The 23,948-nt window shown below is 69.9% G+C and carries 22 protein-coding genes; 16 read left to right on the top strand and 6 right to left on the bottom strand.

The features are described 5' to 3' along the window. The first annotated feature begins 130 nt into the window (after window positions 1-130). The 3 genes from IF11_RS0122325 to IF11_RS0122335 all read left to right on the top strand — a co-directional run bounded on the left by IF11_RS0122325 (window position 131) and on the right by IF11_RS0122335 (window position 3,570). Entirely contained in the window at window positions 131-1,198 is a 1,068-nt protein-coding gene (locus IF11_RS0122325) for a S1C family serine protease (RefSeq protein ID WP_030353455.1), read from the top strand. Between the two features lie 156 nt (window positions 1,199-1,354). After that, a complete protein-coding gene (locus IF11_RS0122330; RefSeq protein WP_051746130.1) occupies window positions 1,355-2,149 on the top strand; it encodes a response regulator transcription factor in 795 nt (264 codons plus the stop codon). Continuing rightward, on the top strand, window positions 2,146-3,570 hold the full coding sequence (locus tag IF11_RS0122335) for a sensor histidine kinase (RefSeq protein ID WP_030353457.1): 1,425 nt from the start codon (window positions 2,146-2,148) through the stop codon (window positions 3,568-3,570). Before IF11_RS0122330 ends, IF11_RS0122335 begins: the two co-directional genes overlap by 4 nt. Before the next feature lie 43 nt (window positions 3,571-3,613). Here the strand turns inward: IF11_RS0122335 and IF11_RS0122340 are convergent, their stop codons facing one another. Next, window positions 3,614-4,525, bottom strand: coding sequence for a phosphatidylinositol-specific phospholipase C (locus IF11_RS0122340; RefSeq protein ID WP_030353458.1), 912 nt, complete (start codon window positions 4,523-4,525; stop codon window positions 3,614-3,616). A gap of 195 nt (window positions 4,526-4,720) precedes the next feature. Here IF11_RS0122340 and IF11_RS0122345 point away from each other — a divergent pair, with 195 nt between their 5' ends. Next, window positions 4,721-5,422, top strand: a complete 702-nt coding sequence (locus IF11_RS0122345; protein WP_030353459.1) for a hypothetical protein — start codon at window positions 4,721-4,723, stop codon at window positions 5,420-5,422. A 304-nt stretch (window positions 5,423-5,726) separates the two neighbouring features. Here the strand turns inward: IF11_RS0122345 and IF11_RS0122350 are convergent, their stop codons facing one another. Beyond that, window positions 5,727-7,532 (bottom strand): bifunctional metallophosphatase/5'-nucleotidase, encoded by a 1,806-nt coding sequence (locus tag IF11_RS0122350; RefSeq protein WP_030353460.1) that lies wholly within the window; start codon window positions 7,530-7,532, stop codon window positions 5,727-5,729. A gap of 246 nt (window positions 7,533-7,778) precedes the next feature. Here IF11_RS0122350 and mshD point away from each other — a divergent pair, with 246 nt between their 5' ends. The 11 genes from mshD (at window position 7,779) to pstB (ending at window position 19,617) form a co-directional block, all read left to right on the top strand. Next, entirely contained in the window at window positions 7,779-8,699 is a 921-nt protein-coding gene (gene mshD / locus IF11_RS0122355) for a mycothiol synthase (RefSeq protein ID WP_030353461.1), read from the top strand. Window positions 8,700-8,809: 110 nt separating this feature from the next. Beyond that, window positions 8,810-9,256: a GntR family transcriptional regulator gene (locus IF11_RS0122360; RefSeq protein ID WP_037728275.1), complete on the top strand. Its 447-nt coding sequence runs from the start codon at window positions 8,810-8,812 to the stop codon at window positions 9,254-9,256. Next, complete coding sequence (locus tag IF11_RS0122365) at window positions 9,253-10,188, top strand: ABC transporter ATP-binding protein (protein ID WP_030353463.1); 936 nt, start codon at window positions 9,253-9,255, stop codon at window positions 10,186-10,188. Before IF11_RS0122360 ends, IF11_RS0122365 begins: the two co-directional genes overlap by 4 nt. Beyond that, the gene (locus IF11_RS0122370) at window positions 10,185-11,120 is read left to right on the top strand and encodes an ABC transporter permease (protein WP_030353464.1); all 936 of its coding nucleotides are present in this window, start codon (window positions 10,185-10,187) and stop codon (window positions 11,118-11,120) included. Before IF11_RS0122365 ends, IF11_RS0122370 begins: the two co-directional genes overlap by 4 nt. A gap of 286 nt (window positions 11,121-11,406) precedes the next feature. Continuing rightward, window positions 11,407-13,635 (top strand): RNA degradosome polyphosphate kinase, encoded by a 2,229-nt coding sequence (locus IF11_RS0122375; RefSeq protein WP_030353465.1) that lies wholly within the window; start codon window positions 11,407-11,409, stop codon window positions 13,633-13,635. After that, a complete protein-coding gene (locus tag IF11_RS0122380) occupies window positions 13,622-14,695 on the top strand; it encodes a CHAD domain-containing protein (protein ID WP_030353466.1) in 1,074 nt (357 codons plus the stop codon). The genes IF11_RS0122375 and IF11_RS0122380 overlap by 14 nt, the downstream gene beginning before the upstream one ends. Window positions 14,696-14,763: 68 nt before the next feature. Then, window positions 14,764-15,171, top strand: coding sequence for an NUDIX hydrolase (locus IF11_RS0122385; RefSeq protein ID WP_030353467.1), 408 nt, complete (start codon window positions 14,764-14,766; stop codon window positions 15,169-15,171). Between the two features lie 288 nt (window positions 15,172-15,459). Further along, complete coding sequence (pstS, locus tag IF11_RS0122390; RefSeq protein WP_030353468.1) at window positions 15,460-16,587, top strand: phosphate ABC transporter substrate-binding protein PstS; 1,128 nt, start codon at window positions 15,460-15,462, stop codon at window positions 16,585-16,587. A gap of 120 nt (window positions 16,588-16,707) precedes the next feature. Beyond that, a complete protein-coding gene (pstC, locus tag IF11_RS0122395; protein ID WP_030353469.1) occupies window positions 16,708-17,712 on the top strand; it encodes a phosphate ABC transporter permease subunit PstC in 1,005 nt (334 codons plus the stop codon). Then, window positions 17,709-18,788, top strand: coding sequence for a phosphate ABC transporter permease PstA (pstA, locus tag IF11_RS0122400; protein WP_030353470.1), 1,080 nt, complete (start codon window positions 17,709-17,711; stop codon window positions 18,786-18,788). The genes pstC and pstA overlap by 4 nt, the downstream gene beginning before the upstream one ends. A 52-nt stretch (window positions 18,789-18,840) precedes the next feature. Further along, window positions 18,841-19,617 (top strand): phosphate ABC transporter ATP-binding protein PstB, encoded by a 777-nt coding sequence (gene pstB / locus IF11_RS0122405; RefSeq protein WP_030353471.1) that lies wholly within the window; start codon window positions 18,841-18,843, stop codon window positions 19,615-19,617. A gap of 381 nt (window positions 19,618-19,998) precedes the next feature. Here pstB and IF11_RS0122410 read toward each other — a convergent pair whose 3' ends face one another. Beyond that, window positions 19,999-20,997, bottom strand: a complete 999-nt coding sequence (locus tag IF11_RS0122410; protein WP_030353472.1) for an inorganic phosphate transporter — start codon at window positions 20,995-20,997, stop codon at window positions 19,999-20,001. Between the two features lie 5 nt (window positions 20,998-21,002). Further along, window positions 21,003-21,623: a DUF47 domain-containing protein gene (locus tag IF11_RS0122415; RefSeq protein WP_030353473.1), complete on the bottom strand. Its 621-nt coding sequence runs from the start codon at window positions 21,621-21,623 to the stop codon at window positions 21,003-21,005. Window positions 21,624-21,858: 235 nt separating this feature from the next. On the opposite strand from IF11_RS0122415, the gene IF11_RS0122420 reads away from it, so the two are divergent. Further along, window positions 21,859-22,209 (top strand): metal-sensitive transcriptional regulator, encoded by a 351-nt coding sequence (locus IF11_RS0122420; protein WP_030353474.1) that lies wholly within the window; start codon window positions 21,859-21,861, stop codon window positions 22,207-22,209. A 160-nt stretch (window positions 22,210-22,369) separates the two neighbouring features. On the opposite strand, the gene IF11_RS0122425 is transcribed toward IF11_RS0122420, so the two are convergent. Continuing rightward, window positions 22,370-22,594: a hypothetical protein gene (locus tag IF11_RS0122425; RefSeq protein WP_030353475.1), complete on the bottom strand. Its 225-nt coding sequence runs from the start codon at window positions 22,592-22,594 to the stop codon at window positions 22,370-22,372. Between the two features lie 138 nt (window positions 22,595-22,732). Beyond that, the gene (locus tag IF11_RS0122430; protein WP_030353476.1) at window positions 22,733-23,560 is read right to left on the bottom strand and encodes an SCO4651 family lipoprotein; all 828 of its coding nucleotides are present in this window, start codon (window positions 23,558-23,560) and stop codon (window positions 22,733-22,735) included. Between the last annotated feature and the right edge of the window lie 388 nt (window positions 23,561-23,948).

A 23,948-nucleotide genomic window follows, 5' to 3' on the forward strand; every position in this document is an offset into this window, starting at 1 on the left:
GGGCCAGGCAGTCGGGACCCGGCCCCCCGGCCGCTGTCCCGGCGGTCTTTATATGGGGCATACGCACTTTTGTTGCCCTTCTCAGAACGCCCTCAGCTTGTTCTCATCTACGGCGCGGACAGTCGTTCCCATGACCGACTACTACCGCGGCAGCGGCGACGCAGACAGCACGCAGCAGCACCCCACCCAGGGGTTCCAGGGACAGGGAGGCCAGGGACAGGGGCTCCAGGGCTCGGCGTACCCGCCGCCGCCCGCGTACGGTCCCAGCATTCCCGTCGGCGGCACCGGCACCACGACCGCCACCGCTCACCGGCGCGCCAAGCGGCCCGTGGCCCTGCTCGCCGCGGTGGCGATCGCCGCGGCGGTCGTCGGCGGCGGTACGGCGGCCCTGGTCGGGAACTACACCGGCGGCGGCACGGACAGCACCGGCACGACGGTCAGCGGGACGACGGTCTCGCAGAGCAGCGCGGGCACGGTGGCCGGGGTCGCCCAGGCCGTGTCCCCCGCCATCGTCGAGATCAACGCGACCTCCACGAGCGGTGAGGCCACCGGCTCCGGCGTGATCATCACGTCCGACGGCGAGATCATCACCAACAACCATGTGATCGCCGGGGCCTCCTCGATAAAGGTCCAGCTCAGCACGGGTAAGAGCTACACCGCCCAGGTCGTCGGCACCGACGCGAACAAGGACCTCGCGCTGATCAAGCTGGAGGGCGCGAGCGGCCTCAAGACGGCCACGCTCGGCAACTCCGACCAGGTGAAGGTCGGCGACCAGGTCGTGGCGATCGGCTCGCCCGAGGGCCTGACCGGCACCGTCACCAGCGGCATCATCTCGGCGCTCAACCGCGATGTCACCGTGGCCAAGGAGCAGGACCAGGGTCAGCAGCAGCAACCGCAGCGGGGCGGGGGCAACTGGCCGTTCGAGTTCGGCGGGCAGCAGTTCAACGGCGACACCGGCTCCTCGAAGACCACGTACAAGGCGCTCCAGACGGACGCGTCGCTCAACCCGGGCAACTCGGGTGGCGCGCTGATCAATATGAACGGCGAGATCATCGGTATCAACTCCGCGATGTACGCGCCGAGTTCGTCGTCCGCCTCCGGGAGCTCCGGCGCCGGCAGCGTGGGTCTGGGCTTCGCCATCCCGGTCAACACCGTCAAGTCGGACCTCGCGGCGCTGCGCTCCGGCGGCACCATCTGATCGCCGGGGGTGCGTGGCGTCGTGGCACGAGCCGCCGTGGGACGGGCGTGCGACGCTGATAGTACGGATCGCGCCGATCGTGCGACCGTTGACCTTGCCCGACCGTTTACCTGTGCCCGACCGTTCCGCCGAGCCGACTGACGAGGTAGTAGCGACATGAGTCCCGCCGAAGGCGATCCCCAGCGGATCCTGATCGTCGACGACGAGCCCGCCGTACGCGAGGCGCTCCAGCGGAGCCTCGCCTTCGACGGATACGGGACCGAGGTCGCCGTCGACGGCATCGACGCGCTCGGCAAGGCCGCCGCCTACGATCCGGATCTGATCGTCCTCGACATCCAGATGCCGCGGATGGACGGTCTGACGGCGGCCCGCAGGCTCCGGGGAAGCGGCTCGAAAGTGCCGATCCTGATGCTGACGGCCCGCGACACGGTCGGTGACCGGGTCACGGGGCTGGACGCGGGCGCCGACGACTACCTGGTCAAACCCTTCGAGCTGGACGAACTGTTCGCCCGGATCCGCGCCCTGCTGCGACGCAGCTCGTACGCGGCGGCCACGGCCGACGACCGGCCCGACGACGATGTGCTGGCCTTCGCCGATCTGCGGATGGACCTGACGACGCGCGAAGTGATGCGCGGAAACCGGCGGGTGGAGCTGACCCGTACCGAATTCACCCTGCTGGAGATGTTCCTGGCGCACCCGAGGCAGGTGCTGACCCGGGAGCAGATCCTCAAGGCGGTGTGGGGCTTCGACTTCGAGCCGAGCTCCAACTCCCTGGATGTGTACGTGATGTATCTGCGCCGGAAGACCGAGAGCGGCGGCGAACCCCGGCTGGTCCACACGGTGCGGGGCGTGGGGTACGCGCTGCGCGCCGACGCGGGGAGCGGCACGGGCGCGGGGACGGGCGGCGGGACGGGCGGCGGGGCGGGCACCGGTACGGGCGGCGGGGCGTGACCGGTCCGACGGGCCCGCTCCACCGGCTCCGTACGCTGCCGCTCCGCTCCCGGCTCGCGCTGCTGGTCGCCACGGCGGTCGCGGTGGCGGTGGCGGTCGCGGCGGTGGCCTGCTGGCTGCTGACGCGCACGCAGTTGGAGAGCGAGCTGGACAACTCGATCAGGAACACCAGCGCCGGTGATCCCGCGGTGCGGGACGCGCTCAACAACTGCGGCGCCCCGATCAGTCCCGAGAACAGGGCCGGCTTCGCCTATGTCCAGGTGGTCCTGAGCGACGGCAGCCGCTGCGTGGCCTCGTTCTCGGAGCCGGTGAAGGTCCAGCCGCAGGATGTGGCGGTCGCCACCGGCACCCTGCGTCAGTCGCTCCACAACAGCGTCACCGACAGCGGTGCCAAGGTCCGCGTCTTCACGAAGGCCACCCCCTACGGGCCCGGCACCCAGGTCGCCGTGACCGTGTCCCGGCCCCTCGCCGAGATCGACGCCTCCCTGAACCGGCTCGCCCTGCTGCTCACCGCCGTCGCCGGCGTCGGTGTGATCGGGGCGGGCGCGGCCGGGCTCTGGGTCGCCAGGTCGGGGCTGCGGCCCGTCGACGGGCTGACCCGGGCCGTGGAGCATGTGGCACGGACCGAGGATCTCGCCATCCGTATCCCCGTCGAGGGCGAGGACGAGATCGCCCGGCTGTCCCGCTCCTTCAACTCGATGACCGCCGCCCTCGCGTCCTCCCGGGACCGGCAGTCCCAGCTGATCGCCGACGCCGGGCACGAGCTGCGGACCCCGCTCACCTCGCTCCGTACGAACATCGAGCTGCTCGCCCGCAGCGAGGAGACGGGCCGGGCGATCCCGCCCGACGACCGCAAGGCGCTCATGGCGTCCGTCAAGGCGCAGATGACCGAGCTGGCCGCGCTCATCGGCGATCTTCAGGAGCTGTCGCGCCCGGACGCCGCGGATCCGGGGCCCCTCCAGGTCGTGGCGCTGCACCAAGTCGTCGAGAGCGCGCTGGAGCGTGCACGGCTGCGCGGGCCCGATCTGACCATCAGCGCCGAGCTGAGCCCCTGGTACGTACGGGCCGAGCCGGCCGCCCTCGAACGGGCGCTGGTCAACGTCCTCGACAACGCGGTGAAGTTCAGCCCGTCCGGCGGCTCGGTGGAGGTCTCGCTGAGCGCGAGCGGCGAGCTGACCGTACGGGACCACGGCCCCGGTATCCCGGCCGACGAGCTGCCGCATGTCTTCGAACGGTTCTGGCGCTCGCCGTCGGCCCGTGCGCTGCCGGGCTCGGGGCTGGGGCTGTCGATCGTGGCGCGTACGGTCCAGCAGACGGGCGGCGAGATCGCGCTGCGCCAGGCGGCGGGGGGCGGGACGGTGGCGGCGATCCGTATCCCGGGGGCGCCGACGCCACCGCCGGAGACCCCCGGAACCGGCTGAGATCTCCGCGCAGCCGGTTCCGGAGGGCTCACGTCGTGTGCCGTCAGCCGTTGTGGCGGATGAGCGACTCGACCAGTCCGGGCCGGGTCGCGGGGAAGTCCAGCGGTACGATCCCGAGCCCGCGCCAGCCGCTCGCCTCGGCCCCGTCGAGGAAGGTGTGGACCTGCGGGTTCAGCCGGTCGGAGTTCCAGCGGGGCGGCAGCAGGGCCGCGGTGCTCACGTAGTTGATGTACATCTTCCCGGGCTGCTGGGCCGCCTTGCGGAAGTGCGCCTCGATCTTGGGGTACTTGGCGCCGGGCTCCGCCTGGTAGTCGTCCTGGATGTCGAAGAGCCCGCCGTCCCCGTACCGCACACCGGGCAGTCCCCCGTTGTCCGCGAGCAGGACGACCCGCCCGCGCGCCTCGCCGAGCGTCGGGAGGTTGCCGTCGAGCCGGAAGAGGGAGCGCCAGCCCTTGCCGTCGAGATAGGTGTCGAAGATCCGCCGGAACTCCGCGTCGCTCTCTCCGGAGTACTCCTGCTTGACGCGCATCAGGACGGTCTCGGAGGGGTTGGCCCGGAGGAAGTCCCGGCAGGCGTTCAGTACATCGTCGAAGTTCAGGTTCTGGTAGAACGCGGCGTGGTGGATGGTGAACGCGTTCTCGAACGCGCGGCAGCGGACATCGAGGAAGCGGACGCCGCTGTTCAGCTGCTCGGCGATGGTGGTGTCCTGGCAGGCCACCCAGAGACCGCCGGAGCGCGCGCCGGAGTTGTGCGTGCCGGGGATGGTCAGCCGCTGTACGGGGGTGGAGTCGGCGAAGCCGCCCATCCAGTCGTACGTGGCGAGCGTGCGTCGTGGCGCGGCCACGGCCGGGGCCGCACCGATCAGGGCAGCGGCGGAAAGAGCGAACGCGCCGGCCAAAAAGCCCCGGCGCGTACCGATATGCGTGCTCTTCGGCGTGCTTATAGGCGTGCTCATGCGAGTGTGCCTCCGTCAGGCGTGGGGGGTCAGCCCTCGAATTATGACCGGTACACGACACGCACGGAACAGCACAGGGGCGGACGGCTAAGGTTGATCATCATTTGATCGGTGGTCACGGGAGGGGCGTCGATGTCCGTGGAAGAGTTACCGGCCGGGGCGGGCGACGGAGGAGCCCGGAGGCGGGAAAACGTGATGACGGCCGGGACGGGCCTGCGGGTCTACCCGGAGCCCGCGGACGTGTTCGTCGCCGACCAGGTCGAACTGGCCCGGCATCTGCACCCCTTGATCTCGATCGATCTGGCGCGGGTCGACCCTGCCTGGCGCGGGTGGATCCATCTGGTCAGCCCGCTGGAACCGGCGGAGGGCTATCTCGGTGACCACACCCGGGACTTCCACTCCGCGCTCCAGACGCCCAACTGGCTCGGGTTCGCGCTGGAGGACGACCGGTACCGGCTGCTCGGCGACGTACGGTACTTCGCGCGGGCGACCACCCCGGAGGAAGTGCCGGAGCCCTGGGCCGGGTTCCGCGCCGCGCTCGACGAGCACTGCGAGGTCCAGGAACGCAGCTATCGGACCCACCGCGACGCGTTCCGGCGTGAGGGCCGGCTGTTCATGCGCGACGACGACGGGGCTCCGCTGTACGGGGCGACCGACGGGGTGGCGCTGCTTGACCAGCTCGGCGGCTACGCCGACCAGGGCAACTGGGCCGATCCCGACCTGTTCCGGCTTGAGTTCGACGGGGACCGCGTATGGCCGGTGAGCCCGGCAGGAAACCCGTTCCGGTTCGTGGCGGCGGTGCCGGGCTGGCACTACCGGCGCAGCGGGGCCGACTGGATTCTGCTGTTCTTCGAGCCTGTTGAGCGGCTGGCGCTACTGACGTTCGACTGGAGCTGAGGGGCGGGGGCGCCCGTCTATGAGTGTCTTCCAGTCCTCGAAGTCGAGTCAACTTCCGACATGGGCCCAGCGTTTGTCCTCGGCGCCGGTCCGCTCCAGCTCAGCGGTGGCGTACTGGAGTGCGTCGCTCCCGAGGAGCAGATGCAGCGGGGGCTCGTCCTCGTCTGCGATGTCGATCAGGTGAACTGTACGAGCGAGCGCGCCCTGTTACCCCGGGCTCGCCCCGCACGCCAAAGGCCCGCACGCCAAAGGGCGGTGAGCTCATGGCCCACCGCCCCTCGGTGTTACGCGACTTCCGCTACCGCTACTTGAGGATCGTGATCCTGTCCGCCGCCGGCGGGGTCAGCGGCGCCTGTGCCGTGGAGTTCGCCGCCAGGTAGGCGTTGAAGAGGTCCAGGTCCGACGGGCCGACCAGCTTGTTCTTGCCCTGGCCCAGGACCGGGAAGCCGTCGCCGCCGCCGCCGAGGAACTCGTTCATCGCGACGCGGTACGTCTTCGCCGGGTCGATCGCCGCGCCGTCCAGCTTCACCGAGTCCGTGACGACCCGGGCCGCGCCCGTCTTCGTCATGTCCAGGGTGTAGGTGAAGCCCTTCGAGACCTGAAGGATCTTCGGGGACGCCTCGTTCGAGCCGCTGACCTGCTGCTGGAGCGCGGTGATCACCTGAGCGCCGGTCAGGTCCATCACGTTCATCATGTTGGTGAACGGCTGCACCGTGAAGGCCTCGCCGTAGGTCACCACGCCGTCGCCCTCACTGCCCGACGCCTTGTAGACCAGGTCCGACCTGATCCCGCCCGGGTTCATGAAGGCGATCTGCGCGCCGCCCTTGTCCGCCGGTGCCGTGCCCGTGAGCTGGGCGTCGGCGATGACGTCGCCGAGCGGCGACTCCGGGGTCGTCGCGCCGCGGCCGTTGATGTCCGCGGAGATGAAGCCCTGCGGGGCGTTGGCGATCGGCGCGGCCAGCTTGTTCCAGCGCGCGATCAGGTCGGTCATGTCCTTGGCCTTGGCCTGGTCACGGCTGACGACGTGGTTGGCCGACTTCACGCTCGTCCGGACGATGTCCTTCGTACGGAGGTCGTAGGTGAGCGTGGTGTCCGTGTAGAGCTTGCCGAACGACGAGGCCGACGTGACCAGTCGCGGGTTGCCGGACGGGTCCGGGATCGTGCACGCGTACGCCTGGTGCGTGTGGCCCGTCACCAGCGCGTCGACCTTCGGCGAGATGCCCTTGGCGATGTCGACGATCGGCCCGGAGATGCCGTCACCGGCGCCGGGGCTGTCGCAGTCGTAGTTGTACGCGGTGGACGCGGGCGCGCCGCCCTCGTGGATCAGCGCGACGATCGACTTGACGCCCTGCCGGTCCAGTTCCTGCGCGTACTTGTTGACCGTCTCTATCTCGTCGTGGAACTTGAGTCCCTTGACGCCCTCGGCGGTCACGATGTTCGGCGTGCCCTCCAGGGTCACTCCGATGAAGCCGATCTTGACGCCGTTCTTCTTCCAGACCGTGTACGGCTTGAGGATCGGCTTGCCGGTCTTCTCCGACGTCACGTTGGCGGCGAGGTACGGGAAGTCGGCGCCCTTGAACTTCTTCCCCTTCTCGTAGCAGCCCTCGGTCGGGTGGCAGCCGCCGTTCTGCAGACGGCCCAGCTCGACGGCGCCCTCGTCGAACTCGTGGTTGCCGACGGCCGTCACATCGAGGTCGATCTTGTTGAGCGCCTCGATGGTGGGCTCGTCGTGGAAGAGGCCGGACAGCAGCGGGCTCGCGCCCACCATGTCGCCGCCGGCCGCGGTGACGGAGTACGCGTTGCCCTTGCGGGCGTTGCGCAGCGAGGTCGCGAGGTACTCGACACCACCGGCGGGGATCGCCTTGGTCGTACCGTCGGCCTGCTTCTCGGTGACGGTCCCGGCGGAGCCCGCGGGCGCCTCCAGGTTGCCGTGCAGGTCGTTGAAGGACAGCAGCTGCACATCAACAGTGCTCGGCTTCTGGTGGCCGTCGCCCTTGTCCTGGCCGGCCATGGCCGGCAACGCGGCGACGAGCGCGCCAACGGTGGCGAGGCCCGCGGCGGTGGCGAGTACCCGCCTCGCCTTGCGCTTCTTGTGCGGTCTCGGTGACATCGGTCCCCTTGTGAATCGTGCTGTGAGCTGTGCGCGCTGCGCGCGCCGGGTTTTTCAAGATCGCGCGTCTCTTAAGAATCATGAAAAGTCAGATTCTGATAAGGACCGCGAGCGGCAGCCTAGAGTCAACGCGCGTAGCACGACAGGGGGTGCTGGGTTACAAGCTGGTTGCCGTTACGGGTGCGGCAGCTGTCGTGGCCGGGGCCATACCACGTCCCGCCGCACCCCTGGCCGTACCCTCGACCCATGACTGACGCAGTAGCCCGCGAGCCCGGCCGGCAGATCCAGACCCTCGACGCGCTCACCACCGAGCAGGCCGAAGACGTACTCGCCCTGCTGGCGGAGGCCGCCGCCTCGGACGGGGTGCAGGCGGTCTCCGAGCAGGGCCGGCTCCAGTTGCGTGGCGGGCGCCGGGAGGGCGTACGGCACTTCCTGCTCACCGTCGACGGTGAACTCGTCGGCTACGGACAGCTGGAGGACACCGATCCCATCGAGGCCCCGGCCGCCGAGCTGGTCGTACGCCCCGGGCTCCGCGGCCGGGGCCATGGCCGGGCGCTGGGAGCGGCGCTGCTGGGCGCGTCCGGGAAGCGGCTGCGGGTGTGGGCGCACGGCGGCAGGTCGGCCGCCCGGCATCTGGCCCAGGTGCTCGGGCTGACCCTCTTCCGTGAACTGCGCCAGCTGCGGCGGCCGCTGGTCCCGCCCGCGATCCCCGAACCGGTGCTGCCCGCCGGGATCACCGTCCGTACGTTCGTCCCCGGCCAGGACGACGCGGCCTGGCTCGCGGTCAACGCCGCGGCCTTCGCCCACCACCCCGAGCAGGGCGCGCTGGTCCAGCGGGATCTGGACGACCGTATCGCCGAGCCGTGGTTCGACCCGAAGGGCTTCTTCCTGGCCGAGCGCGACGGAGAGCTGGTCGGCTTCCACTGGACCAAGGTGCACGCCGAGGAGCAGATCGGTGAGGTGTACGTCCTCGGCATCAGGCCCGACGCGCAGGGCGGCGGCCTCGGCAAGGCGCTCACCGCGATCGGGCTGCGGTATCTGGCGGCGCAGGGGCTGCCGACCGCGATGCTCTATGTGGACGCCGACAACACGGCGGCCCTGACGGTGTACGAGCGGCTCGGCTTCAGCACGCACGAGGTCGATCTCATGTACCGCACGGAGTCCTGAGCTCGCGGACATAACCCGCGGATATAGGGAGTTAAGGGGCGGCGTCCTTGACGTCGCCCCTTTTCTTGCAGCACTCTTTCACTACTTCCCTAGTGAAAGGGTGGTTGCGGGTGATCGAATACCGCATCGACCGGCGCAGCGGGGTGGCCACCTACCTCCAGATCGTCCAGCAGACCAAACAGGCCCTGCGCCTGGGCCTGCTGGAGCCCGGCGACAAGCTGCCCACCGCGCGTGAGGTGGTGGCGGCCACCGCCATCAACCCCAACACCGTGCTCAAGGCGTACCGCGAGCTGGAGCGCGAAGGGCTGGCCGAAGGGCGCCGCGGGCTCGGCACGTTCGTACGGGGCACTCTCGGCCGGGGCTCCGCCGACAGCGCGCTGCGGACGGAGCTGGCCGCCTGGGCGGACCGCGCCCGCGCCGGTGGGCTCGACAAGGACGACGTGACCGCGCTCTTCACCTCCGTGGTCGCGGAGCGCTTCGAAGAGCACGGCGAAGAACACAGCGAACACAGCAAACAGAGCAAGCGCACCGAGCGCATCAAGGGGGACGACGCATGACTGTGGCGGCGATCGAGGCGACCGGCCTCGGCAAACGCTTCGCGGGAAGCAGACGACGCGAGCGCTGGGCGCTGCGCGGCTGTTCGTTCCGGATTCCCGCCGGGCGCGTCTGCGCCCTCGTCGGCCCCAACGGCGCCGGCAAATCCACGCTGCTCGCCCACGCGGCCGGGCTGCTCGCTCCCACCGAGGGATCCGTACGTGTCCTGGGCGCGGCGCCGGCCGAGGTCCGCGCGCGTCTCGCGTATGTCGCCCAGGACAAGCCGCTGTACCCGCAGCTGACGGTCGGTGAGACGCTGCGCATGGGCCGCGAGCTGAACCCGGAGCGCTGGGACGCGGCGGCCGCCGAGCGGATCATCGAGGGCAGCGGCCCGGGGAGCGCGCTCGATCACGGCCTGCGGGTCCGGTCGCTCTCCGGCGGCCAGCGCACCCGCGTCGCGCTCGCCCTCGCGCTCGGCAAGCGCCCCGAACTGCTGCTGCTGGACGAGCCGATGGCGGATCTCGACCCGCTGGCGCGCCATCAGCTGATGGGCGCCCTGATGGCGGGCGCGGCGGAACACGGCACCACCGTCGTGATCTCCTCGCACATCCTCGCGGAACTGGCCGACGCCTGCGACTATCTGCTGCTCCTGGACGGCGGCCGGGTGCGGCTCGGGGGCGAGGTGGAGGACATCCTCAACGCCCACCTGCTGGTGAGCGGAGCGGCCCGGGATCTCGACGATCTGGCGCCGCACACGGTCGTCGAGTCCCGTACGGCGGGGCGCGGACGCACCGCGCTGATCCGGCCGGAAGGACCGCCGGACAGCGCCTGGCAGACCGACGAACCCTCCCTGGAGGAACTGTTGTTGGCGCATCTGCGCTCCCCGGACGTGCCCGCGCTGCTCACCCCGAGCGCGGAGCTGCCGGGACGCGACCGTACGGAGGTGACGGTATGAGCGCGCTGACCTTGCGCGGCCCGGCGTGGGTGGCGGTACGCCAGCACCGGCGCGCACTGTGGGCGGGGCTGGCGCTCCTGGTGCTCACGATCGGAGCCCAGGCCGCGGCTCGGCTCTGGGTGAATTCGGCGGAGATCACCGGTAGCTGCGACAGCGAGTGGCGGAAGACGTGTGCCGCCCTTTCGAACGCGGCCGGCTGGTATCGCTGGGCCGAGACCTACGGCGGAGCGACCGTCGTCCTGCTGCCGCTGCTCGTCGCGGCGTTCGTCGCGGGCCCGCTGATCGCGCGGGAGCTGGAATCCGGAACGTACAAACTGGCCTGGACCCAGTCGGTGCCGCCCGCCCGCTGGCTCGCCTCGAAGCTCGCCGTGTCCGCCGCTGTCACCGTCGTGAGCACGGCCCTCCTCGTCATTACGTTCCGCTGGACCAGGTCCTATGTCCGGTTCGACTGGGTCTTCCCGCGCAGCTGGAACGACGGTGGCTACCCCGCCCTCGGCCCGACCGCCGTCGCCTATGTCCTGCTGGCGGTCGCCCTCGGCGCGCTCGTCGGCATGCTGGCCCGCCGTACCGTAGTGGCGATGGCCGCCGGCGTGCTCGCCACGGGAGCGGTCATGGCCGTATTCGACGTGGTGCGCCCCTTCCTGTGGCCGGTCGTCACGGCCTCGGGCGGGGCGCGCTTCCCGGATGACGCCTGGCACGTGCAGCAGGGCGTCATCCTCGCCGACGGCGGCCGGATGACCAACGAGGATTGCTGGAGCATCGGACTCTCGACGTCGCCGTGCGCGAATGCCCCTGAAGACGCGTTCTTCACCGACTTCCACCCCGCCTCCCATTTCTGGCCCCTCCAGCTCATGGAGACCGGGATCGTCCTGGTCCTGGCCGCCGCGGTCGTCTTCGCGGCCTTCCGGGTGCTGCGCCGCAGCCACGCCTGACACCCGCGCCGGACGCACAGGCCCGCGACGGTGGCCCCCACCCGGGGCCACCGCCTCACCCACGGCTACGGTGGGGCTCCCCGGAGGCACACCGCCCCCGGGGAGCCCCGTCCCGCTTCCCTTCACGTCATGTCGCCGTTACCAGCCATTCAGACGCTCTTGCGACCCTCTCTGAATGCAGCCCGCTGTGCCCCCCACGCCGAACGGCAGGACCAACGGCAGGATCCATCTCGCCCCTGCTCTCTCCGACGCGCCCGTCGTGCCCTCGGCGCGGAACAATAGGGACATGAGCCAGCAGCCCGCCGAGGTACCGGTCCAGCACCCCCAGCCGTCCGTCGGCTTCATAGCCGCCCACCGGCCCCACACCGTGGCCGCGACCAGCTCCGACCTCGAACCCGATCTCGACGCCGACCTGGACGCGTACGAGGAGGAGAGCGGTCCGGACGGCACCGACCTGCCCCAGGGCAGGTTCCTCGACCGCGAGCGCAGCTGGCTCGCGTTCAACGAACGGGTCCTGGAGCTGGCGGAGGACCCCACCACGCCGCTCCTCGAACGGACCAACTTCCTCGCCATCTTCGCGTCCAACCTGGACGAGTTCTTCATGGTCAGGGTGGCCGGGCTGAAGCGGCGCATCGCGACCGGTGTCGCCACCCGCTCCGCCTCCGGCCTCCAGCCGCGCGAGGTGCTGGATCTGATCTGGACCCGCTCGCGCGAGCTCATGGCCCGGCACGCCGCCTGCTACCAGCAGGATGTCGCGCCGGCCCTGGCCGACGAGGGCATACACATCATCCGCTGGCCCGAGCTGACCGAGAAGGAGCAGGCGCGGCTCTTCACGCTCTTCCGCCAGCAGATCTTCCCGGTCCTCACGCCCCTCGCCGTGGACCCGGCGCACCCCTTCCCGTACATCTCCGGCCTCTCGCTCAACCTGGCCGTGACCGTACGCAACCCGGTGAGCGGCCACCGTCACTTCGCGCGGGTCAAGGTGCCGCCGCTGCTCTCCCGCTTCCTGGAGGCGTCCGCTTCGCGGTACGTGCCGCTGGAGGACGTGATCGCGGCCCACCTGGAGGAGCTGTTCCCCGGGATGGAGGTGCTGGCGCACCACATGTTCCGGGTCACGCGCAACGAGGACCTGGAGGTGGAGGAGGACGACGCCGAGAACCTCCTCAAGGCGCTGGAGAAGGAGCTCATGCGGCGCCGCTTCGGCCCGCCGGTGCGGCTGGAGGTCGAGGAGGACATCGCGCCCGAGGTCCTGGACCGGCTGGTGCGCGAGCTGAAGGTGACCGACGCCGAGGTCTATCCGCTGCCGGGGCCGCTGGATCTCACCGCGCTCTTCGGGATCTCGTCGCTGGACCGTCCCGAGCTGAAGTACCCGAAGTTCATCGCGGGTACGAACCGCCAGCTCGCCGAGGTGGAGTCCGCCTCCGCGCCCGACATCTTCGCCGCGCTGCGCAACCGCGACGTACTGCTGCACCACCCGTACGACTCGTTCTCGACCTCCGTCCAGGCCTTCCTGGAGCAGGCCGCGGCCGACCCGGACGTCCTGGCCATCAAGCAGACGCTGTACCGCACGTCCGGCGACTCCCCGATCGTGGACGCGCTGATAGACGCCGCGGAGTCCGGCAAGCAGGTCCTCGTCCTCGTCGAGATCAAGGCCCGCTTCGACGAGCAGGCCAACATCAAGTGGGCGCGCAAGCTGGAGGAGGCCGGCTGCCATGTGGTCTACGGCCTGGTCGGGCTGAAGACGCACTGCAAGCTCTCGCTGGTGGTACGGCAGGAGGGCGAGTCCCTGCGCCGCTACAGCCATGTCGGCACCGGCAACTACCACCCGAAGACAGCGCGGCTGTACGAGGATCTCGGCCTGCTCACCGCGGACCCGCAGGTCGGCGCGGATCTGTCCGACCTGTTCAACCGGCTGTCCGGCTACTCGCGCCGGGAGACCTACCGGCGGCTGCTGGTCGCCCCGAAGTCCCTGCGCGACGGACTCATCTCCCGGATCAACAAGGAAGTCGCGCACCACCGCGCCGGCCGCCCGGCCTCTGTCCGTATCAAGGTCAACTCGATGGTCGACGAAGCGGTCATCGACGCCTGTTACCGGGCCTCGCAGGCAGGGGTGCCGGTGGACATCTGGGTCCGCGGGATCTGTGCCGTACGGCCCGGGGTCGCCGGCCTCTCCGAGAACATCCGGATCCGCTCGATCCTCGGCCGCTTCCTGGAGCACTCCCGGATCTTCGCCTTCGGCAACGGCGGGGAGCCCGAGGTCTGGATCGGCAGCGCCGACATGATGCACCGCAATCTCGACCGCCGTATCGAAGCCCTCGTCCGGATCACCGATCCGGCCCACCGCGCGTCGATAACCCGGCTGATGGAGACCGGGATGTCCGACACCACGTCCTCCTGGCACCTCGGCGCGGACGGCAACTGGACCCGGCATTCCACGGATGCGGAGGGCCAGCCGCTGCGGAACGTACAGGAAATGCTCATAGACGCCCGGAGGCGCCGGCGTGCAGCACCATGAAGTGGACACCGACCGGCTTACCGCGTCCGGCCCCGACGGGCTGACCGCGGGCGAGGTCCTGGCCGGCTATCTGCACTCCCACGCCGGTGACTTCCTGCGCGGCCTGCGGCTGTACGGGGAGAGCGGCGCGGACACGGCGGCGGCCGACTCGGCCGCCCTGGCACTGCGCGGCGCGGCGCGCAGGATCGGGGGCGGTCTGCATACGTTCCGGCCGCTGCTTGACCCCGGCTGGGCCGACCAGCTCCGTACGGAACTGGGCTGGCTGTCCGGCACGCTGGCCCAGGAGCACGCCTGTACGGCCCGGCTGCACCGGCTGGTGGGGGCGCTGGCCAGGCTCTCGGGCGCGGCGCCCGTGCCCGTCGCCGTACCGGCTTCCGCGCTCGGTTCCGTACCCGGCGCGCGTCCGGAGGCCGAGCCCGGCGGGCCGCCGCCCGGGACGCTCACCGTCGGCGCGTCCCGCGCGGGCGCGCTGCTGGAGCGGCAGCTGACCCTCGCCCGGACGCGCGCCCACTCGGCGGCGCTCCAGGCGCTCGGCTCGTCCCGCTTCCACGCGGTGGCGGACGCGGTCGCCGTACTGGCCTCCGAAGTACCGCTGGCACCGCTCGCGAGCGCCCCGGCCGTCGAGGTGCTCGCAGGACCCGGCGACGCCACCGAGCGGCAGCTGCTGGACGCCGTCGCCGCCCTGCCGCTGGCGCGGGCCGCGCATCCGTACAACGCGGAGGCGCTGGTCCACGGCCTGGCGACCTCGTCGGAGGGCGAGGCGCAGGACGCCCCCTGGCATCACGTACGGCAGTTGCTGCGGCTGCACCGGTACGCCCAGGAGGTGTGGTGCCCCGGCGGCGCCCCCGACCCGGTACTGCTGGGCGCGGGCCAGGCGCTGGACCGGCACCGCGACGCGGCCGAGGCGGCGGCAGCGGCGGCGAACGCGGCCCGCACCCCGCGGATCGCGCCGACGACGGCGTACGCCCTGGGCGTGCTGCACGCGGACCAGCGCCACGAGGTGGAGGCGGCGCGCTTCGCGTTCCAGCAGGCGTGGCAGAAGACGGCGGTGGCACGGTGACCGCGACGCCGGGCGCCGGACCGGGTACGGGTCCTGAGGGGCGCTCAGGGCCCGAGGGCCGCAGGCAGCTGATCGTCCGCGCGGGCGGGTGCGTGCTCTGGCGCCGCTCGCCGTACGGGGACGGCGGTACGGAGATCTGCCTGGTGCACCGCCCCAAGTACGACGACTGGTCCCACCCCAAGGGCAAGCTCAAGCGTGCGGAGGACCCGCTGGCCGGGGCCCTGCGCGAGGTCCTGGAGGAGACCGGCCACCACTGCGTGCCGGGGGTCCGGCTCGGCACCGTGCGCTATCTGGCCCAGGGGCGCCCCAAGGAGGTCACGTACTGGGCGGCCGAGGCGACGGACGGGACGTTCATTCCGAACGACGAGGTCGACCTCATAGCGTGGCTGACCCCACCGGAGGCCCGCGACCGGCTGACGCAGCCCCGAGACCGGCTGCTGGTCGACGCGCTCCTGAACGCGCTGCACGCGACGTAGCGGCCGTACGCGCCACAGCGCCGCGCACGGCCGCGCGCCCCTCGCGCCCCGGAGCGCACTCGTACCCCGTACGCACCCCCCATGGACCGGCCGGGTGAACCCCACGCCCGTCAGAACCACACCGCCCCGCGAGGTTCACCTTCCGTTCACTCGCCCCCGTCGACGGCTTCACCTGATCTGCCTAATTTCGGCCTTACACGGTGACGGTCACAGTGCCGCACCAGCCACCCCGACGCACGCCGCCGTACAAAGACACAGACCGGCGGCTCCTGGAAGGAAACACCCGAAGTGAAGCTTCAGCGCAAGAACGGGCTGCGCGCCACCGCGCTCGGTGCCCTCGCCGTCTCCGGCGCCCTGGTTCTCACGGCGTGCGGTTCGGACAACAACACCCCCGACGGCTCGGGCTCGAAGGCCCCCGCCGCGTCGAGCGCGGTGTGCAAGGACGCCAAGGGCCAGCTGCTCGCGTCCGGTTCCAGCGCGCAGAAGAACGCCATGGACCTCTGGGTCAAGAACTACATGGCCACCTGCACCGGCGTCGAGGTCAACTACAAGTCCTCGTCGTCCGGCGAGGGCATCGTCGCCTTCAACCAGGGCACGGTCGGCTTCGCCGGCTCCGACTCGGCGCTGAAGCCCGAAGAGGTCGCCGACTCGAAGAAGATCTGCACCGGCGGCCAGGGCATCAACCTGCCGATGGTCGGCGGACCGATCGCGATCGGTTACCACCTGGAGGGTGTGGACAGCCTCGTCCTCGACGCCCCCACGCTCGCCAAGATCTTCGACAGCAAGATCAAGAGCTGGGACGACGCCGCGATCAAGGCGCTCAACCCCGACGCCAAGCTCCCCAAGAAGCCGATCCAGGCCTTCCACCGCTCCGAGGACTCCGGCACCACGCAGAACCTCGGCAAGTACCTGGGCGCCACGGCCACGTCCGACTGGAAGTACGAGGCCGAGAAGAAGTGGCCCGCCCCCGGCGGCCAGGCGGCCTCCGGCTCCTCCGGTGTCGCCACCCAGGTGAAGCAGGTCGACGGCTCGATCGGTTACTTCGAGCTCTCCTACGCCACCTCGCAGCAGATCTCGACGGTCAAGATCGACACGGGCGCCAGCGCCCCGGTCGAGGCGACCTCCGAGAACGCCTCCAAGGCCATCGCCGCCGCCAAGATCAAGGGCACCGGCAAGGACCTGGCCCTCGACCTCGACTACACCACCAAGGCCGACGGTGCCTACCCGATCGTCCTGGTGACGTACGAGATCGCCTGCGACACGGGCAACAAGCCCGAGACCCTGGCCACGGTCAAGTCCTTCCTGACCTACACCGCCAGCGCCGACGGCCAGAAGCTGCTCTCCGAGGCCGGCTACGCACCGATCCCGGCCGAGATCAACGCCAAGGTCCGCGAGACGGTCGCCTCCCTCTCGTAACCACAGAACAACAGGTGACGGCCGCCGGTCCGGCGTATCTCTCCGGACCGGCGGCCTCCGCCTCATCCGGTGCACCGCCGCCAGGGGAGCCAGCCCTCCCCCACACAGACCGGAAAGATCATGGCTTCCACCACATCGATAGACACCCCACCGCCCCCGCGGGCCCCGCAGGCCGAGCCGCCGTCGGCGAGCACCTCCACCGGGCGTGCGGGCGACAAGATCTTCTCGGGCCTCTCCAAGGGCTCGGGCATTCTGCTGCTCGTCATCATGGCGTCGATCGCGGGGTTCCTCGCCTACCGCGCCGCCATCGCCATCTCCAAGGACGAGGGCAACTTCCTCACCACGTTCGACTGGAACCCCTCCGCGTCCCCGCCGGTCTTCGGCATCGCGGTCCTGCTCTTCGGCACGGTCGTCAGCTCGATCATCGCGATGGTCATCGCGGTTCCGATCGCTGTCGGCATCGCGCTGTTCATCTCGCACTACGCGCCGCGCAGACTGGCCGCGCCCGTCGCCTATGTCGTGGACCTGCTGGCCGCCGTGCCGAGCATCATCTACGGCATCTGGGGCGCGCTCGTGCTCGTGCCGTATCTCGACGGCCTCAACTCCTGGCTCGACCAGTACTTCGCCTGGACGTACATCTTCGACCAGACCCAGCCCGGTGTGGCCCGCAATATGCTCACCGTCGGCATCCTGCTGGCGATCATGATCCTGCCGATCGTGACCAGCGTCAGCCGCGAGGTCTTCCTCCAGGTCCCGCGCATGAACGAGGAGGCGGCGCTCGCCCTGGGCGCCACCCGCTGGGAAGTCATCCGACTCTCGGTCCTGCCCTTCGGACGCTCCGGAGTCATCTCCGCGTCGATGCTGGGACTCGGCCGCGCGCTCGGCGAGACGATGGCCGTCGCCACGGTCCTCTCGCCGAACTATCTGATCTCGCTCCATCTGCTCGACCCGGGCGGCGGCACGTTCGCCCAGAACATCGCGGCGAAGTTCGACGAGGCCGATGAGTTCGGGCGCGACGCCCTGATCGCCTCCGGTCTGGTCCTCTTCGTCCTCACCCTGCTGGTGAACGGCGCGGCCCGTCTGATCATCGCGCGCCGCAAGGAGTACTCGGGGGCCAACGCATGAGCCACGCAGCTGTTCAGGACACACCGACCCCCGTACCGCCCCCGGGCGGGCCCGGCAGCCTCAGCCAGCGCAGCCTCCCCCGCTGGGCACCGGCCGGCTTCGCCCTCCTCGGCATCCTCGTCGGCGTGGGCATCGGCACCGCCGCCGGTCTCGACAGCAAGGTCCAGTGGGGCCTGATCGCGGTCATCGCCTTCGTCGTCATCTCGTACGTCGTCACGTCGACCGTCGAGAATCAGCGCCAGGCCAGGGACCGGCTGGCCACCAGCGTCGTCTGGGTCTGCTTCGTCCTCGCCGTCATCCCGCTGTTCTCGCTGCTCTGGACGACCATCAGCCGCGGCATCGAGGTCCTCGACGGGTACTTCCTGTCCCACTCCATGGCCGGTGTGCCCAGCGCCGAGGTGGGCGGTGGTGTCTACCACGCGCTCATCGGCACGCTGGAGCAGGTCGGCATCGCCACCGTGATCTCGGCGCCGATCGGCCTGCTGACCGCCGTGTATCTGGTCGAGTACGGCAAGGGCGCGCTGGCCAGGGCCGTCACGTTCTTCGTGGACGTCATGACCGGCATCCCGTCGATCGTCGCGGGTCTCTTCATCCTGTCGATCATGCTGATGACCGAGATCAAGCCGTCCGGTCTGATGGGCGCGCTCGCGCTGGCGATCCTGATGATCCCGGTCGTGGTCCGCTCCACCGAGGAGATGCTCAAGCTCGTACCGAACGAGCTGCGCGAGGCGTCGCTCGCCCTCGGCGTACCGAAGTGGCGCACGATCCTCAAGGTCGTCCTGCCGACCGCGATCGGCGGTATCACCACCGGCGTGATGCTCGCGATCGCGCGTATCGCCGGTGAGACCGCGCCGATCATCCTCCTCGTCTTCGGCAGCCAGCTGATCAACCCGAACCCCTTCCAGGGTGCGCAGTCCTCGCTGCCGTTCTACATCTTCGAGCAGTACAAGGCCGGCGAGGTGGCCTCGATCGACCGTGCCTGGGCCGCGGCCCTGGTGCTCATCGCGTTCGTCATGATCCTCAACCTGGTGGCGCGCGGCATCGCCCGCTGGAAGGCCCCGAAGACCGGCCGCTGAGGCCCGATATCCGGCTCCGCCGCGCGGGGCCACGAAAGAAGCAGTGATTGACATGGCCAAGCGAATCGACGTCAGCGGTCTGACCGCCTACTACGGCTCCCACCGGGCCATCGACGACATCTCGATGACCGTGGAGCCCCGCTCCGTGACGGCCTTCATCGGCCCGTCCGGCTGCGGCAAGTCCACCTTCCTGCGCACCCTCAACCGCATGCACGAGGTCACCCCCGGCGGCCGGGTCGAGGGCAAGGTCCTGCTGGACGACGAGAACCTGTACGGGGCGAATGTCGACCCGGTCGCGGTGCGCCGTACCGTCGGCATGGTCTTCCAGCGTCCGAACCCGTTCCCGACGATGTCGATCTTCGACAATGTCGCGGCGGGCCTGCGGCTGAACGGCAAGGTCCGCAAGAGCGAGCTGGCCGAGGTCGTGGAGAAGTCCCTCAAGGGCGCGAACCTCTGGAACGAGGTCAAGGACCGCCTGAACAAGCCCGGTTCCGGCCTCTCCGGCGGCCAGCAGCAGCGTCTGTGCATCGCCCGCGCGATCGCCGTCGAGCCGGACGTCCTGCTGATGGACGAGCCGTGCTCCGCCCTCGACCCGATCTCCACCCTCGCCATCGAGGACCTGATCGGGGAGCTGAAGGAGCGCTTCACGATCGTCATCGTGACGCACAACATGCAGCAGGCGGCGCGGGTGTCGGACCGTACGGCGTTCTTCAACCTGGCCGCCGTCGGCCAGCCCGGCAAGCTCATCGAGATAGACGAGACCGAGCGGATCTTCGCCAATCCGTCCGTGCAGGCGACCGAGGACTACATCTCCGGACGCTTCGGATAGGCGACAGCCGTCCTGCGGTGCTGCATGGCGGTGCCACCGCACGGCGAAGGGCCCGCCCCCTCTCCCAGGGGGGCGGGCCCACTTCTTTGCCGATACGGCGCCGGCGAGGCATGACGTACGAGACGCGCCTCTCAGCCGGAGGCCAGGTTCACGATCCAACCGCATCCCCCGGGGGCAACCCCCGGACCCCCGGCCGGGAAAGGCATCGCGTCCGTCAGCCGAAGGCCAGGTTCACGATCCAACTGCATCCCCCGGGGGCAACCCCCGGACCCCCGGCCGGGAAAGGCATCGCGCCCGTCAGCCGAAGGCCAGGTTCACGATCCAACCGCATCCCCCGGGGGGCAACCCCCGGACCCCCGGCCGGGAAAGGCATCGCGTCCGTCAGCCGAAGGCCAGGTTCACGATCCAGAAGCTCAGCGCTGCGACCAGGGCCGCCGCCGGCATCGTGATGAACCAGCCGAGAATGATGTTCTTGGCGACCCCCCAGCGGACCGCGTTGACCCGCTTCGTCGCCCCCGCACCCATGATCGCCGAGGTGATGACATGCGTCGTGGAGATCGGCGCGTGGAACAGGAACGCCGAGCCGAACATGATCGACGCGCCGGTCGTCTCCGCCGCGAACCCCTGCGGCGGGTCCAGCTCGATGATCTTCCGGCCGAGCGTCCGCATGATGCGCCAGCCGCCCGCGTACGTACCGAGGGACAGCATCAGCGCGCAGACGATCTTCACCCAGACCGGGATCGCGTCGCCGGAGTCCTCCACATCGGCGATGACCAGGGCCATCACCACGATCCCCATCGTCTTCTGCGCGTCCTGCAGACCGTGCCCGAGCGCCATACCCGCCGCCGAGACGGTCTGGGCTATCCGGAAACCGCGCTTGGCCTTGTGCGGGTTGGCCCTGCGGAACATCCACATGATCGCGACCATCACCAGATAACCGGCGACCAGACCGACGACCGGGGAGACGAACATCGGGATGACGACCTTCTCCAGCACCCCGGTCCAGATGACTTCGGTCCCGCCGGCCAGCGCCGCGCCCACCATGCCGCCGAACAGCGCGTGGGAGGACGAGGACGGGAGCCCGAAGTACCAGGTGACCAGGTTCCAGACGATCGCGCCGACCAGCGCGGCGAAGAGGATGCCCATCCCCCGCGATCCGTGCGGCGTGGCGATCAGGCCCTCGCTGACGGTCTTGGCGACCCCCTGGCCGAGGAACGCGCCCGCGAGGTTCATCACCGCGGCCATCGCCAGAGCCGCACGCGGGGTCAGTGCCCGGGTGGAGACCGAGGTGGCGATGGCGTTGGCGGAGTCGTGAAAGCCGTTGGTGTAGGTGAAACCGAGCGCGACAGCGATGGTCACGATCAGCGCGAAGGTGTCCACGTGGTTCAGGACTCCTTGACCGCGATGGTCTCCACCGTGTTCGCGACGTGCTCGAACGCGTCGGCGGCCTCTTCGAGCACGTCGACGACCTGCTTGAGCTTGAGCACCTCCATGGCGTCGTACTTGCCGTTGAAGAGGTGCGCCAGCAGCTTGCGGTGGATCTGGTCCGCCTGGTTCTCCAGCCGGTTGACCTCGATCCAGTACTCGGTGAGGTTGTTCATCGTCCGCAGATGCGGCATGGCCTCGGCGGTCAGCTCGGCGGCCCGGGCGAGCACCTCGATCTGCTGCTCGACACCCTTGGGAAGCTCTTCGATGTTGTACAGGACGACGAGATCGACGGCCTCCTCCATGAAGTCCATGATGTCGTCGAGCTGGGACGCGAGGCTGTAGATGTCCTCGCGGTCGAACGGCGTGATGAAGGAGGAGTTGAGCTGATGGAAGATCGCGTGAGTGGCGTCGTCGCCCGCGTGCTCCGCTGCCCTCATCCGCTCCGCGATCTCGGCCCGGGCGGAGGAATCCGCCCCGAGGAGTTCCATCAGGAGCTTGGAGCCCGTGACGATGTTGTCCGCGGACGCGGCAAACATGTCATAGAAGCTCGTCTCCCTGGGGGTCAGACGAAATCGCACGTGGGGTCCTCGGGTTACATGGGATTCGGTCAGGGGTGATGCTAGGCGCAACATCCGGCCACGGCTAACCGGCAAGTTCCCAGTGTCACTCATGGTGGCAAGCCGAGAACCACAGGCCCCTGCCCCTGTACCCAGAGACGGGTAACATATACCCAGGTAGGGTATACACCCCTTTTCGGACAGCACCATCGGCATCAATCATCGGTATCAGCTGACAGCACAACGGGAGGACGCGATGACGACCACTGAGGCGGCCGGCGCGACGGGCACCGCCGACGCCGTCACCACCGATCACGACCGCGGGGTGCACGGCTACCACAAGCAGAAGGACGAGCACCTCAAGCGGCTGCGCAGGATCGAGGGCCAGATCCGCGGCCTCCAGCGGCTGGTCGACGAGGACGTCTACTGCATCGACATACTGACCCAGGTCTCCGCCTCGACGAAGGCCCTCCAGTCCTTCGCGCTCCAGCTCCTCGAAGAGCACCTGCGCCACTGCGTGGCCGACGCCGCGGTCAAGGGCGGGGAGGAGATCGACGCGAAGGTGGAGGAAGCGACGAAGGCGATCGCCCGGCTGCTGCGTACCTGACGTACCTGATGTACCGGACAGGTCGGACGCGTCTGTGACGTACCCGACACGTCAGTTGTACGTGACGTGCGCGACATACCTGACGTACGTGACGCCGGCCCGACGTACAAGACGCCGGCCGCCCCAGCGCCGGGGGCGGCCCCGGCGCTCGCTCCGGCGGTCACTCCCCGCAGGAGTCTCTTCGCCGCGGCCCCCGGGACGTCCCTGGATGGCGAGGGGCGGCGGGCCGCTCAGCCCTCACGTTCAGCACCTCGTCGATACGGTCCGGGCTGAGCCGTTCCCCGTCCGCGGCCGACGCCGCGATCATCAACTCCCCGCACCACTCGATCTCGGCGAGGGCCACGTGGTCCTGGACGTTCGGCGTGCGCAACAGAGCCACGTGCATTCACCTCTTCCTGCCGGTGTCGACTTCCTAGCGTAGGGAGCGTGATACACACCGCGCATGGCACGTCTGGACCATTTCCGCCTTGGTCCTCTGTGGTTACGGCTTGATTTGATCTTGCCGATTCAGCCGGGCTCGGGCTCAGGACTTGATCTCGCCGGCGAAGATGTCGCCCTGCGGGGGCAGCGTGACGGCGACCCGCTCCCCGAACGCGTACAGCAGCGTCGTCGAGGCGACCGCGACCGTACGCCCCTGATTGACATAGCTGAACCGGTGCCTGACCTTGCGCAGCCGCCCGGCGTCGTCCAGATACGCGTCGAACGGCACCACGTCCTCGCCGAACCCCTTCGCCGCCGCGCCCAGCGCCCCGCGCGCGTACGCCGAAGCGGCCTTCGCGGCCCGCCCGATGTCGGTGACGCCCTTGTAGTGCCACACGCGGGTGCCGGCGAGATCCTGCTCGGCGACAAAGGTCACATTCCTGGCGGCACGCAGCAGTTCGGCCGCGGTCAGCGGATCCGTCGCCCCGCCCGTGACCAGATTCCCGTCCTCCAGTGTGGTCGAGTCGACCCTGACCCACTTGTCGGCGGGCACCCCGGCCCCGCGATTCTTCATGTACAGCGCGCTGGGCGAGAGCAGTTCGGTGATCGGCCGGTGCTCGCTCGCGCCCGCGGGCTCCTTGGGCAGTACGACCCGGAGGCGGCCCATCCGCTTGCCGAAGTCGTAGCCGCCCTCGCCCCGGATGGTCACGCGCGTCCCGCCGGCCGCCATCTCCATGGACGTACTGGCCTTCGAACTGCCCGCCGCGAGCAGCGCGTCGGCCGCCCTCCGCACAGCGGCGGGATCGCTGCCCGGCCGCTCGTCGGCCGCGGCCCCACCGCTCCCGGAACAGCCGGCGGTCGTGGCCACGACCCCCGCCATGGTCACGACGGCGAACGCCACGCCCCTGCGTCTGTGCTGCTGCACCACCATCGCCTGCCAACCCCCAACGCCTGACCGCCGCTTGTCCGAAGCCCACCCGTTCCGGATAACGACGCCCGGCGTTCCTCGTCACGCCGGTCCCGGTTACGGGACGCGCACACCCCGGTACCGTGGAGATGTGTGCGAGCAAGACACTTCTGATCCCCCCACCGCCGCCTCATCTCCGGCCTCCTCCAAGGCCACTTCCAACTCCCCCCGGGTTTCTTCCCGCTCCCTCCCGCCGCCCCACGAGGCCACGACCGTCGAGCGCGGCTCGTTCTGCACGGCGCGCTGCACGTGCGGCTGGTCCGGCCATGCCCGCAGATCGCGCGATCTCGCCCGTACCGACGCCGCGAACCACGCCGCGAACCGGACGGCGGAGAGCTGAGGCGGAAGCCGT

This window comes from Streptomyces scopuliridis RB72, assembly GCF_000718095.1.
In the GTDB taxonomy this organism is placed as follows: Bacteria; Actinomycetota; Actinomycetes; order Streptomycetales; family Streptomycetaceae; genus Streptomyces; species Streptomyces scopuliridis.